Annotated in this window: 11 protein-coding genes and 1 pseudogene; 4 read left to right on the top strand and 8 right to left on the bottom strand. The window is 73.3% G+C overall.

Annotated features, from left to right (window positions below; all coding sequences use genetic code 11):
• From Q6969_RS07235 to Q6969_RS07225, 3 genes and pseudogenes are all read right to left on the bottom strand, one after another.
• Positions 1 to 315 (bottom strand): annotated as a pseudogene (locus tag Q6969_RS07235) (hypothetical protein); the annotation flags it as partial.
• The gene (locus tag Q6969_RS07230) at positions 306 to 821 is read right to left on the bottom strand and encodes a hypothetical protein (protein ID WP_317229825.1); all 516 of its coding nucleotides are present in this window, start codon (positions 819 to 821) and stop codon (positions 306 to 308) included. The gene Q6969_RS07230 and the pseudogene Q6969_RS07235, both read right to left, overlap by 10 nt.
• 199 nt (positions 822 to 1020) lie before the next feature.
• Entirely contained in the window at positions 1021 to 2157 is a 1137-nt protein-coding gene (locus Q6969_RS07225) for an aldo/keto reductase (RefSeq protein ID WP_317229824.1), read from the bottom strand.
• A 454-nt stretch (positions 2158 to 2611) separates the two neighbouring features.
• Between Q6969_RS07225 and Q6969_RS07220 the strand changes: the two genes are divergently transcribed.
• Positions 2612 to 3142 carry a YbhB/YbcL family Raf kinase inhibitor-like protein gene (locus tag Q6969_RS07220; RefSeq protein WP_094116197.1) on the top strand — a complete coding sequence of 177 codons (531 nt, stop codon included), beginning with the start codon at positions 2612 to 2614 and terminating at the stop codon, positions 3140 to 3142.
• Between the two features lie 23 nt (positions 3143 to 3165).
• Positions 3166 to 3552 carry a hypothetical protein gene (locus Q6969_RS07215; RefSeq protein ID WP_317229823.1) on the top strand — a complete coding sequence of 129 codons (387 nt, stop codon included), beginning with the start codon at positions 3166 to 3168 and terminating at the stop codon, positions 3550 to 3552.
• Between the two features lie 69 nt (positions 3553 to 3621).
• Here Q6969_RS07215 and Q6969_RS07210 read toward each other — a convergent pair whose 3' ends face one another.
• Together Q6969_RS07210 and rpsO are read right to left on the bottom strand one after the other, a co-directional pair.
• On the bottom strand, positions 3622 to 5895 hold the full coding sequence (locus Q6969_RS07210) for a polyribonucleotide nucleotidyltransferase (protein ID WP_317229822.1): 2274 nt from the start codon (positions 5893 to 5895) through the stop codon (positions 3622 to 3624).
• Positions 5896 to 6370: 475 nt separating this feature from the next.
• Entirely contained in the window at positions 6371 to 6640 is a 270-nt protein-coding gene (gene rpsO / locus Q6969_RS07205) for a 30S ribosomal protein S15 (RefSeq protein ID WP_012038735.1), read from the bottom strand.
• 203 nt (positions 6641 to 6843) lie between these two features.
• Between rpsO and Q6969_RS07200 the strand changes: the two genes are divergently transcribed.
• A complete protein-coding gene (locus Q6969_RS07200; protein ID WP_317229821.1) occupies positions 6844 to 8193 on the top strand; it encodes an MFS transporter in 1350 nt (449 codons plus the stop codon).
• 32 nt (positions 8194 to 8225) lie between these two features.
• On the top strand, positions 8226 to 8960 hold the full coding sequence (locus Q6969_RS07195) for an HNH endonuclease family protein (protein ID WP_317229820.1): 735 nt from the start codon (positions 8226 to 8228) through the stop codon (positions 8958 to 8960).
• Positions 8961 to 9246: 286 nt separating this feature from the next.
• Here Q6969_RS07195 and Q6969_RS07190 read toward each other — a convergent pair whose 3' ends face one another.
• From Q6969_RS07190 to Q6969_RS07180, 3 genes are all read right to left on the bottom strand, one after another.
• The gene (locus Q6969_RS07190) at positions 9247 to 11535 is read right to left on the bottom strand and encodes an AAA family ATPase (protein ID WP_317229819.1); all 2289 of its coding nucleotides are present in this window, start codon (positions 11533 to 11535) and stop codon (positions 9247 to 9249) included.
• Positions 11536 to 11638: 103 nt separating this feature from the next.
• Positions 11639 to 12127 (bottom strand): VanZ family protein, encoded by a 489-nt coding sequence (locus tag Q6969_RS07185; RefSeq protein ID WP_317229818.1) that lies wholly within the window; start codon positions 12125 to 12127, stop codon positions 11639 to 11641.
• A 143-nt stretch (positions 12128 to 12270) separates the two neighbouring features.
• Positions 12271 to 12798, bottom strand: coding sequence for an adenine phosphoribosyltransferase (locus Q6969_RS07180; protein ID WP_317229817.1), 528 nt, complete (start codon positions 12796 to 12798; stop codon positions 12271 to 12273).
• Positions 12799 to 13037 lie beyond the last annotated feature (239 nt).

Below are 13037 nucleotides of genomic sequence, written 5' to 3'. Positions count from 1 at the left end.
CCCACCATCCGCATCCGCCGCCAACCGGTCCTGCCGCGACACCGGATGCAGGATCAGCGGCGTCGACGAATGTCGGGACGAGAAGGGGACCCTCGTGACCGGGGCGATGTCTGCGGCACGCTCGGGAGCGCCCATGCTCTCTCGTGCATGGACGGCGACCGACCCGTCACCGATCCCTCCTGACGTGCACGCCGCCGACTGGCTGTGCGTGACCGGACAGAACTCACCCGAGGCGTGTGCCGCCGGTCCCGTCCCGACGATCGCACCCACGACGAGGACGAGGACGATCACGGCCGATGCCCGCTTCATCCGCATGCGTGCACGTCCTCGTTGCGGACGATGTCACTCACGCGCCACGGGTCCTTCTCGGACTTGACCACCTTCACTTGCAGGGACAGGCGCGGATCTCGCTCGGGCGTCATGTCCTTTCCGCTCGAGTCGACGAAGCGCGTACCACTCTGGTCAAGGCACAGCTGAGCTGTCATGTACTGCGTGCCCGACGGATCGAGACCACGATCCGTGACCTCGAATCCGCTCATGGCGTCCTTGCCGCTCGTGCGGATACCCGACTGCCGCGCATCAGCCAGTCCGGCCTTCTCGGCGTCGAGGACATCGCCTGTCAGCAGCGCGGCCAGGTCCTCCTCCGTGTCCGTGTTCGCGTCGAGGTCCACGTAGCGGGTCATGACGTCGCGGAACGCGGCGTCGTCCTGCTGCTCCTGGGTGAGGGACGGGACCGGGGAGGGGACGGGCTCGGGCGGCGGAGCCGCGCATCCGGACAGCAGGGAGCCCGCGACGAGGACGACCAGCGAGCCCGTGGCCACGGGCCTGCGTCGTCGTGGCATCGGATGGCGCGGTCGATCGTGCAAGGTCGTCTCCCCCGGGGCATGCGGAATCCCGCGCGGATGCGGGCGCAGGGGCGCCGGCGTCGCGGGTCCCGGCAAGGTAGCCGGGGAGGCGCACGCCTCGGCGCGGCCCTCCACATCGCGGGCAGGGCAGGAGCGTGGCGCGCGTTGTGAAGGGCTAGTCGGAGGCGCGGTCGAGCCGGGCGACGTCGTGGCGCGAGAGCTGGATGTGGGCGGCCCGGACCAGGTCGTGGACCTGCTCGGGGCGACTGGCGCTCGCGACCGGGGCGACGACGCCGGGCTTGGCGAGGAGCCAGGCCAGCGCGATCGTCGCGACGCTGGCCGAGTGGTGCTCCGCGATCTCGTCGAGCGCGGTGAGCACGCGGAGGCCGCGGCGGTTGAGGTACTTCGCGGCGCGCTGGCCCCGTGCACCTTCGCGCACCGAGTCGCGGGTGCGGTACTTGCCCGTCAGGAAGCCGTTCGCCAGCGCGAAGTAGGGCATGACGGAGAGCTCCTGGCCGCGCACCACGTCGAGGTAGTCCGACTCGTACGGCGCGCGGTTCACGAGGTTGTAGTGCGTCTGCAGCGCGACGAAGCGCGGCGCGTCGTACAGCCCGCCGATGATCCGCGCGTGCAGCAGGCGCTCGGCGGCGTAGTTCGACGCGGCGAGGTGGCGCACCTTGCCGGAGGCGATGAGGCGGCCGGCGGCGGAGAGGCTCTCCTCCAGCGGCACGTCGAGGTCGTCCCAGTGGAAGTAGAGCAGGTCGACGTGGTCGGTCCCGAGGCGCGACAGGCTGGCGTCGACCGCGCGCTCGATGCGCGAGCCGCCGAGGCCCGGGAAGTCCTCGCTCTTGCCGATCTTGGTGGCCACGACCATCGAGTCGCGGTTCCGGCGCTCGCGCATCCACGAGCCGATCATGTGCTCGCTGCGGCCGCTGGCGTAGGAGTCGGCGGTGTCGATGAAGTTGCCGCCCGCCTCCTGGTAGCGGTCGAGGATCGCGGAGGTGTCCTCCGCGCCCGCGGTCCAGCCGAAGACGTTGCCGCCGAGCGCGAGGGGGAACACGCGGAGGTCCGTGTCGCCGATGACGCGGTGCCGCGCGGGATGCGGGATGCTGCCGCCGCTGCGCAGACCGGGCTCCGCGACGGCCTCGAGGACGAGGGCGCCGGCGGCCTGCACGGTCGCCTCGGCCAGCGTGGCGGGCTCCGCGCGACGCTGCGGCTGCCGAGTCCGGTGCCCGACGAGCGCTCCGGCGCGACGGCGTCGGGGCTGGGGCGCGGGCGTGACGGCGGAGGCGGTGGGAGGGGATGACGTCACCTGTCGAGCGTAGCCCTCACGCAGGCGAAAGATTTGCGTACCAAGGGTTTTGCATCCGGTGGTTCGTCCGCAGGACAGGCGGGACGCGGCCACGACGCGATCGCAATCGCACATGCACCCGGACCCGTACCCGCCGGGCGCGGCCGACGCGGCGGACGGCAGGGCCAGCGGAGCCGGAAGGGGTGCCGTGGATCCCCCGACCCCGGCACCCCTCGGCGGTCTGCATCCCCCGATGCGTCCCCCGGAAGCGGGCGATCCCGTGGACCTGCCCGCCCCACCACGGTAACGATGCTCGGCGTCCCCGACCCAGCCCCTCTTCGGGGGCCCGGCGGACGCGACGGGAGGGCGGGCCGGCCGCCGCGGACGTCCCGGCGACGCCGTCCGACCGCCTCCCGGCCGCATCCCGGCGCACCGTGCGAGGCTGGTGGGGAAAGCACAACCGAGAGGAACCATCGTGCCCAACGACCCGCTGCACCGCCTGCCGGATGCCGCCCCCTTCCACCTCACCAGCCCGGACTTCGCGGACGGGGCGCCGCTGCCCGAGTCCGCCCGAGGCGCCGGACAGGGCGGACAGGACCGCTCCCCCGCCCTCACATGGACGGGAGCCCCCGCGGCCACCCGCAGCTACGTGCTCACCGCCTACGACCCCGACGCCCCCACGGGCAGCGGCTTCTGGCACTGGGCGGTGCGCGGCATCCCCGCATCCACCACGTCGCTCCCGGCGGGCGCGGGGGACCCGGATGCGGGCCTCCTCCCCGAGGGCGCCGTGACGATGCACAACGAGGCGCGCGAGACGCGGTTCGCCGGGGCGACGCCGCCGGCCGGCCACGGCACGCACCGGTACTTCTTCATCGTCACCGCGCTCGACGTCGAGTCGCTGGAGATCCCCGAGGGCGCGACCCCCGCGATCCTCGGGTTCCTGATGCTGCCGCACGTGATCGGGCGCGCCCAGCTCGTGGGCACCGCGATCACCGTCGCGGACTGACCGGGCCGGACGAGGGGGACGACGTGACGCTCGCCGGCGAGGGCCGCCGCCGCGACGGTGCGGGACAGGGCGAGGACGCCCGACCGCGCCGGCGGCGCCTGGCGCTGATCCTCGCCCTGCTGGCCGTGGCCGTCGTGGTCGCGGGCATCATCACGGCGATCGCGCTCACGCGCGGAGGGGCGGGACCCTTGACGCCCATCCCGTCGTCCAGCTCGCCGAGCGCGCCGCCCGGCTCCACGCCGACGCCGACGGAGACGCCGGACCCCGAGCCGACCGACGCGCCGACGCCCGAGCCGACCCCGGCCCCGAGCGCGTCCGGCGCCCCGGCGGACCCGGCGCCCGTGCCCTCCGTCTCGGTGCCGGCCGCCCCCGACGAGCCGTACCCGACGGATCCGGACGACGGGAAGTAGCCGCACACGACGGATGCCCGCCCCACCGAGGTGGGACGGGCATCCGGGCCGTGCGGGGTGCGGTGGGGCCTAGCCCTCCGCGGGGCCCTCGGGGCCGTCGCTCGCGGCGGCGGAGCCCTCCTGATCGGCGGCCTCCTCCATCACGGGCGCGAGCGAGAGCTTGCCGCGGTCGTCGATCTTGGTGATCTCCACCAGGATCTTCTGGCCGACGCCGAGGACGTCCTCGACGTTCTCGACGCGCTTGCCGCCGGCGAGCTTGCGGACCTCGCTGATGTGCAGCAGGCCGTCCTTGCCGGGGAGCAGCGAGACGAACGCGCCGAACGTCGCGATCTTGACGACGGTGCCGAGGAAGGACTCGCCGACCTCCGGGTTCGTCGGGTTCGCGATGGCGTTGACCTGCGCACGCGCGGCCTCCGCCGACGGGCCGTCGACGGCGCCGATGTACACGGTGCCGTCCTCCTCGATGGAGATGTCGGCGCCGGTCTCGTCCTGGATGGCGTTGATCGTCTTGCCCTTCGGGCCGATCAGCTCGCCGATCTTGTCGACGGGGATGTTGACCGAGATCACGCGGGGCGCGGTCGGGGCCATCTCGTCGGGGGCGTCGATGGCCTGGTTCAGCACGCCGAGGATGGCCGTGCGGGCCTCCTTCGCCTGCTTGAGGGCGCCGTCGAGGACCGACGTGGGGATGCCGTCGAGCTTCGTGTCCAGCTGGATGGCCGTGACGAACTCCGACGTGCCGGCGACCTTGAAGTCCATGTCGCCGAGCGCGTCCTCCGCACCGAGGATGTCGGTGAGGGCCGCGTAGCGGACCTGGCCGTCGACGGTGTCGGACACGAGGCCCATGGCGATGCCGGCGACGGGCGCGCGCAGCGGCACGCCCGCGTTCAGCAGCGACAGGGTCGAGGCGCAGACGGAGCCCATCGACGTAGAGCCGTTGGACCCGAGGGCCTCCGACACCTGGCGGATCGCGTAGGGGAAGTCCTCGCGGCTCGGCAGCACCGGCACGAGGGCGCGCTCGGCGAGGAAGCCGTGCCCGATCTCGCGGCGCTTCGGCGACCCGACGCGACCGGTCTCACCGGTGGAGTAGGGCGGGAAGTTGTAGTGGTGCAGGTAGCGCTTCTTCGTGACGGGGCTCAGCGAGTCGATCTGCTGCTCCATCTTGAGCATGTTCAGCGTGGTGACGCCCAGGATCTGGGTCTCGCCGCGCTGGAAGATGGCCGACCCGTGGACGCGCGGGATGACCTGCACCTCGGCGTCGAGCGGGCGGATGTCGGCGAGGCCGCGGCCGTCCATGCGGATGCCGTCGCGGAGGATCCGGCCGCGGACGACGGTCTTCGTGACGGACTTGTACGCCGCGGAGAACTCGGTGAGCGCCGACTGCGGCAGCTCGCCGGCCTCGACCTTGGCGGCCACGGCCTCCTTGGTACGGGTCTTGAGGGCGTCGTCCGCGTCCTGGCGCTCGATCTTGTCGGCGGTCTGGTACACGGTGCCGAGCTCGTCGAGCGCGAGAGCGCTGACGGCGTCGTAGGTCTCCTGCGCGTACGGCAGGAAGACGGGGTAGTCGACCGTGGGCTTCGCGGCCTGCTGCGCGAGCGAGGCCTGCGCGGCGACGAGCTGCTGGATGAACGGCTTCGCGGCCTCGAGGCCCTGCGCGACGATGGCCTCGTCGGGCTTCGTGGCGCCGCCCTGGATGAGGTCCCAGGCACCCTCGGTGGCCTCGGCCTCGACCATCATGATCGCGACGTCCTCGTTGCCCTCGGAGTCGGTGACGACGCGGCCGGCGACGGTGATGTCGAAGACGGCCTCCTTGAGCTGCGAGTGCTTGGGGAAGACGACCCACTGGTCGCCGATGAGCGCGAGGCGCACACCCGCGATGGGGCCGGAGAACGGGATGCCCGAGAGCATGCTCGAGGCGCTCGCCGCGTTGATGGCGAGGCTGTCGTAGAACTCGTCCGGCGCGATGCTGAGGACGGTGATGACGACCTGGACCTCGTTGCGGAGGCCCGTGATGAACGACGGGCGCAGCGGCCGGTCGATGAGGCGGCAGACGAGGATCGCCTCGGTGGAGGGGCGGCCCTCGCGACGGAAGAACGAGCCGGGGATCTTGCCCGCGGCGTAGCTGCGCTCCTCCACGTCGATGGTCAGGGGGAAGAAGTCGAAGTTGTCCTTCGGGTGCTTGCCCACCGAGGTGGCGGACAGCAGCATGGTGTCCTCGTCGAGGTACGCGGCGACCGCGCCCTGAGCCTGCTGCGCGAGGCGGCCGGCCTCGAACCGGACCGTGCGCGTTCCGTACTTGCCGTTGTCGAGGACTGCCTCGGCGAACTTGATCTCTGGACCTTCCATTGAGGTCTCTCTCCTTCGTGTTGCGCCTCTCGGCGACGCCCGTCGGGCGCTCGTCCTGCATCCCGTGTGGATGCGGACCTCCTGCGACAGAGGAGGAGCGGGCGAGGCGACACGTCGGAGCCCGCCTGATGCGGGATCCGGGTGCACGTGCGCGGCTGGTTCCGCTCATCGGCCGGTGGCCGAGGGCGGCGGGCGCATGTCTGGCCATCAGTGGGAATGCTCCGAGCGACTCGGAATACCACCACCAACGACCAGCTCCTGCCGGCCAGCTCCATCTGTCGTGATCGCATCGTGACGCTGGGCGTCCGCTGGATCACTTCGGACATGGTAGCACCCGGCCCCTCGCGGGCCCCGGAGGACGTGCTGCTCCGGGTGTCGAGCGGGCGTCGCTCCCCTTAACGGAAGACGAGCCGCCACCCCGGAGGGTGACGGCTCGTCCGTGCGTCGTGATGCGATCAGCGACGGGTGGTGCGTGTCAGCGGCGGATGCCCAGGCGCGCGATCAGGGCGCGGTAGCGCTCGATGTCGACGTTGGACAGGTAGCCGAGGAGACGACGACGCTGGCCGACAAGGAGGAGCAGGCCACGACGCGTGTGGTGGTCGTGCTTGTGCTCCTTGAGGTGCTCGGTGAGGCCCGTGATCCGCTTGGTGAGGAGCGCGATCTGCACCTCGGGGGATCCGGTGTCACCGGGGTGGGTCGCGTACTCGTCGATGATCGCCTTCTTGACGTCTGCTTCCAGAGCCATGTGATGATCCCCTCTCGTGTTCGTTGCGCGGCGCCCGTCACAGGATGTGCGAGCTCTCTTGATCCGCGGCCGTTCAGACGGCAACCGCACGAGCATACCAGAGGGCGGGCCCTGCATCAGCGGGCGGACGCTCCTCGCCGGAGGCGGCGTCGGTGATCTCGGCTAGCGTGGAAATCCACTCTAGAGAGACGACGCAGCATCACGTGAGCATCCCGCCCGAGACCTCCCCCATCCCGATCCCCGACGAGCGGCAGGTGCGCGGCAGCCACTTCGTCGACCTCGCGCCCCTGAAGGAGAGCCCCGCGTTCGCGCGGCTCTGGGCGGGCAACGCGATCGCGGGCATCGGCAGCCAGATGACCATCGTGGCGATCGGGCTGCACGTGTACGAGCTGACGGGATCCACGGGGTCGGTGGCGCTGGTCGGCGTGCTCTCGCTGCTGCCGATGATCATCGCGGGCCTCTACGGCGGGATGCTCGCCGACGCGTTCGACCGCCGCAAGGTCGCGCTCATCGCCTCCTGCGCCGCGTGGGGCTCCACCATCGCGCTGGCCCTGCTCGCGTGGACGCAGGCCGAGACGGTGTGGTCCCTCTACGCGCTGAGCATCCTCAACGCGGTGGCGGCGACCGTGATCGGGACGAGCCGGCAGGCGATCCTCCCCCGCATCCTCCCCGCGCACCTGCTGCCCGCCGCGAGCGCGCTCGGCGGCATCAGCCTCGGCGTCATGGTCACGGTGGGACCGGCGCTCGCGGGCGTGCTCGTCGCGACCGTCGGGTTCCAGTGGACCTACACGGTGGACGCCGTGCTGTTCCTCGCGGCGTTCACGGGCGTGCTCGCGCTGCCGCGCATCGCGCCCGAGGGCGAGGTGCAGCGGCCGGGGCTCGCCTCCATCCGGTACGGGCTCGGGTTCCTGCGGACCGCGCCGAACATCCGCATGTCGTTCATCGTCGACATCATCGCCATGACCCTCGGGCAGCCCCGCGTGCTGTTCCCCGCGGTCGGCGCGGTGGTGCTCGGCGGCGGACCCGTGACCGTGGGCATCCTGACGGCGGCCGGCGCGGTCGGCAGCCTCGTGAGCAGCCTGCTCAGCGGATCCGTCGGCCGGGTCACCCGGCACGGACGCGCCATCCGCTGGGCCATCGTGGCCTACGGGCTCTCCACGGCCGGCTTCGGACTGGTGCTCCTCCTCGCGCAGACCGGGGTCCTGCACGGCATGGGCTCCCGCATCGAGGACGCCAGCGTGCCCGGCATCGTCGCGGCCTCCGTGCTCCTCGCCTGCACCGGCGCGGCCGACAACATCTCCTCCATCTTCCGCAACACCATGCTGCAGACCGCGGTCCCCGACAACATGCGGGGGCGCCTGCAGGGCATCTTCATCGTCGTCGTGACGGGCGGGCCACGGCTCGGCGACGCGTACATCGGCATCGTCACGGCGTTCGCGGCGCTCTGGGTGCCGTCGCTCGTGGGCGGGCTGCTGATCGCGGTGGTGGTGTGGATCCTCATCCGCTCGCTGCCGTCGTTCGAGCACTACGACTCCCGGAACCCGACCCCGTGAGCCGGCGGCGGAGACGGCGGACGCCCGTGCTGGTGACCCTGGCGGCACTGGTGCTCCTGATCGTCGCGGGCCTCGTCCAGTTGCGCGCGGCCGAGGGCGGACCGGACGGCGGCGCCGGCGGGGCATCGGCACCCGGGTCGGGGCTGGGCGCGGAGCCGGGCTCGAGCGGATCCGCGCGCCTCGCCCTCGAGGGGCTCGAGGTGCGCACCGAGGAGCGCGTCGCCGGCTACGACCGGGAGTCCTTCGCGTGGCGCACGGACGTGGACCGCAACGGCTGCGACACCCGCAACGACGTGCTGCGGCGCGACCTCGCCGACGCGGAGGTGCGCGACGGCACGCGGGGCTGCGTCGTGCAGGCGGGCGTCCTCGATGACCCGTACTCGGGTGCGCGCATCGGGTTCGACCGCTCGAGCGACCCCGAGGCCGTGCAGATCGACCACGTGGTGTCGCTGTCCGACGCCTGGTCCTCCGGCGCGTGGCGCTGGGACGCCGACTACCGGGCGGCCTTCGCGAACGACCCGCTGGAGCTCGTCGCCGCCTCCGCCGCGGAGAACTCCGCGAAGTCCGACGCGACGGCCGACGAGTGGCTGCCCGAGGACGCGGCCGACGCGTGCGCGCTCGTGGCCCGGCAGGTCGCCGTGAAGGTGCGCACCGAGCTCAGCGTGACGCGCGCGGAGCACGACGCGATGGCGCGCGTCCTCGACGGATGCGCGGACGAGCCGCTCCTCACGTCCGACGACGTGCGCTGGCCGGCGCCCGTCCGCTGACCGTCCAGGGAGCCGTCACGTTCGTGCCCCAACCGATCGGGCACCCGCTCCGAAGATGCTGCAATGCGCCGGACCATCAGAGACGCGATGCACCACGGGTCCGGATGTCATGGGGAGAGCGATCGCACGGACGGCGCACGGAGAGGGGTCTCGGCGCCGGGACCGCGGACGCGGGGCCGGTCCGTCATCGGGCCGGCCCATCTCCTTGCCCCGGGCAGCTCCCCCGCCGCCCAGCACCGCTGACCCCGCGGGTGCGCATCCCGCGGCAGGCGCCGCAGCCGTCCGATCAGGCCGTGAAGCCGGTGGACGTGACGATGTGCAGGCGCTGCGTCGGCCGGGTCATGGCGACGTAGAGGCCCGCGGCCCCGCGGGAGGTGTGGGCGAGGATCTCGTCCGGCTCGGCGATGACGACCACGTCGAACTCCAGGCCCTTGGCCTCCTGCGACCCGAGCACGGCGATGGGCCGGCCGAGGCCGCCGACGCCGATGCCGACCGCGGACCCGAAGCGCTCGGCGAGGGCCCGGTGCAGCTCCCCCACGCGGTCGTCGCGGGCGATGACCGCGAGCGTGCCCTGGTCGCCGTCCTCGCGCTCCTCGTCGACCACGTCGACGACGGCCGCGACGACCTCGTCGGCCGCGACCCCGACGGTGTCGATGGGGTGCTCGCCCTCGCGGACGGCGCGGGAGCGGGTGACCGGGAGGCCGTGCGCGATGGCCATGCGCTCGGCGGCCTCCGCGATCCGCGCGGGCGTGCGGTAGTTGACGGTGAGCTCCTCGAGGCGCCACTCGCGCCCGAGCACCGGGCCGAGCGCCTCCTGCCAGCTGGAGACGCCCGCGGCGGAGCTCGCCTGCGCCACGTCGCCGACGATGGTGAAGGAGCGGAGCGGGCAGCGGCGGAGGAGCACGCGCCACTGCATGGGCGACAGCTCCTGCGCCTCGTCGACCACGATGTGGCCGTAGGTCCAGGTGCGGTCGGACGCGGCGCGCTCCGCCGTGGTGCGGCGCGCGGCCTGCTCGGCGAAGCCCTCCGCGAGCCGCTCGGCCGTGACCATGCCGCCGACGCCCATGTTCTCGATGGCCTGCTCGGCGTTCTCGATGTCGCGGAGGCGCTGCTGCTCCCGCTCCCGGGCGCTCGCGTCGGCCTGCGCGCTGAACTCGCCGAGGAGCTCCGCCGCCTCGTCGAGGAGCGGCACGTCGGCGATCGTGAACGCGGCGTCCCGGTCCCGGCGGAGGAGCGCGCGCTTCTCCGGGCTCCAGCGCGGCGTGAGCGACGCGAGCCACTGCGGGCGGGCGTAGAGGTCCTGCACGAGCTTCTCGGGGGTGAGCGGCATCCACGCGGTGTTGAGCGCGACCTTGACGTCGTAGGAGGTGCGGAGGTCCTCGCGGAGCATGGCGAGGTCGCTGTCGTCGAGGGCGCTGCCGTTGCGGCGCATCTGGGACGCGAGGACCTGCGCGAGGGATCCGAGGGCGGCCTTGTTGAAGACCACGCGGGCCTCGTTGTGCGGCTTCCGGCTGTCCTGGGCGCGGCGGAGCGCGCCGGCGACGAGGGACGGCTCGAGCACGATGCGCTCGCCGTTCACGTCGAGGGTCACGGGCTCGGTCGGCACGACCTGGCGCGAGCGCACGGCGCGCTGCAGGAGGCCCGCCATCTCGGATCCGCCCTTCACCGCCGCGACCTCGGGAGCGTCCTCGGCGGCCGCGTCGATGCCGGGGAAGAGCTGGCCGACGCTCGCGAGCACCACCCCGGTCTCGCCGAGGGACGGCAGCACGGCCTCGATGTACTGCAGGAAGGAGCGGCTGGGACCGACGACCAGGACGCCCGAGGAGGCGAGGCGGTCGCGGTGCGAGTACAGGAGGTAGGCGGCGCGGTGCAGCGCGACCGCGGTCTTGCCCGTGCCCGGCCCGCCCTGCACGACGAGGACGCCGCGGAGGTCGGACCGGATGATGCGGTCCTGCTCGGCCTGGATGGTGGCGACGATGTCGTTCATCCGGCCCGTGCGGCCCGCGGCGAGCGCGGCGAGCAGCGCCCCCTCGCCCTGGAGGCTGGTGCGGCCCTCGTCGAGGAGCGTCGGGTCGAATACCTCGTCCTCGACGTGCACGACCTCGCGGCCGCGCGTGGTGAGGTGCCGCCGGGCCCGGGCGCCGAGGGGCGTGGCCGCGGTGGCCTGGTAGAACGCGCTCGCCTGCGGGACGCGCCAGTCGAGGAGGAGCGGCTGGAGGTCGTCGTCGCGGAGGCCGATGCGGCCGATGTACCGGTAGACGGGATCCCCGTCGGCGGTCGGCGCGTCGGCGGCGTCCGCCGGGGCGGGCGGGCGGGGCTCGTCCTCGGGGAGGTGGCCGTCCTCGAACTCGAGGCGGCCGAAGACCAGGCGCTCGTCGACCTCGCGGAGCGCCTGCAGGCGGTCCTCGTAGATGCGGGCGAACGCGTCGCGCTCGGACCGGTTCTGGTGCGTGCCGCCGGTGGGGCTGTCCCGCACCGCGGTCAGCTGCTCGCGGGTCTCCGCCCGCACCGCGTCGAGTCGCCCGTAGAGGCGCGAGACGTACGCGCGCTCGCGATCCAGCTCCGTACCGGTCACCTGCACACCCCTTGATTTCCGGCATCGATCCTATCGAGCCGAGGGCGCGTCCCCTGACCGCGCGGGCGCCGGCAGCGGTCCGCCGTCGGGGCCGCGGGACGGGTCAGCGGGGCGTGCCGACCAGCGGCTGCGGCTCCGTCGGGGTCTGCCGCGCCCGCTGGCGGAGGGCACGGCGGCGGGCGTTCTCGGAGCGAGCCGTGAGGATCAGGACGAGGACGACGCCGAGGAGCGCCCCGAGCCCGTTGTGCAGGAGGTCGCGGACGTCGGAGACGCGCGTCGGGAGGAACAGCTGCGCGGTCTCGATGAGCACGGACAGGCCCACGCCGAGCGCCACGGCGAGCCACCACCTCCGCCGGCCCAGCAGCAGCACGAGGAACATGCCCACGGGCAGGAACATGGCGACGTTCGCCGCCCCCTCGACCAGGGAGTACGTGATCCACGCCGTGCCGTCGTGCCGCTGCAGGACCCCGAGGGCGCGGAACAGGAACCCGTCGATGCGGGAGTCGTAGGGCTCCGGCGACAGCGTGATCCACGCGACGAGCCCGAGGTACAGGGCCGTCGCCGTTCCGAGGAGGGGGTGGCGCAGGAGCATCCCCCCATCATCGGGGCTCGGCCCTGGGCGCCGGATCCGTCGGAGGTGCCGGTCCCCGGGCGACCCGTCACGGCGCACCCGTCCTCGGGGATGACGCGGTCGGGCGGAGGCGCCGTGCGTCCGGTCGCCCGCGCGGCGCGACGTCAGAGGGCGATGATGGCGTGCACGTCGCGACCCGCGAGCCGCGCGCGACCGCCGAGGCCCGCGATCTCGAGGACCACGCCGATGCCCGCGACCTCGTAGCCGGCCCGCTCCAGCAGGCGGGCGGCGGCCTCGAGGGTCCCGCCCGTGGCGAGCACGTCGTCGAGGAGGAGCACGCGGGATCCGGCCGGCAGCTGACCGGGGTGCAGCTCGATGGCGGCCTGCCCGTACTCGAGGTCGTAGGACTCCCGGAGCACCTCGCCGGGCAGCTTGCCGGCCTTCCGGACGGCGAGCGTCCCGACGCCGGACGCGTAGGCCGCGGCGGCCGCGAGCAGGAAGCCGCGCGCCTCGACGCCGGCGACCGCGTCGACGGGTCCGACGGCGGCCACGAGGTCGTCGACGACGGCGCGGAGGGCGGGCCCGTCGGCGAGCACGGGGGTGAGGTCGCGGAACAGGATCCCGGGCTCCGGGAAGTCGGGGACGGTGAGCAGCAGGGACGCGACGAGGTCGGCGACGGGGGTGTCAGGCACCCGACAACGGTAGTCGCCGGAGGGACGACGGCCGACCGTCAGGCGCGTGTGATGGGGTGGGCGCCGCGCCGACCCCGCCGCGCCGTCCCGAGGAGCACCGATGGATCCCGCCGAGATCGTCCGCGACGCCTGGGCGCGCGCGACCGCCGTCGAGGCGCCGCTCGCACCGGGACCCGCGCTCGTCGCCGTCGCCCTCGCCGTGGCGCTCGTCGCCGTGCCCGCCGCCTGGCGCCTCACGC

The organism is Clavibacter sp. MX14-G9D, from assembly GCF_032917815.1.
GTDB classification, from domain to species: Bacteria; Actinomycetota; Actinomycetes; order Actinomycetales; family Microbacteriaceae; genus Clavibacter; species Clavibacter michiganensis_K.
The sequence above is the reverse complement of the archived record's forward strand: the minus strand, read 5'-3'. Positions and strand labels throughout refer to the sequence as shown.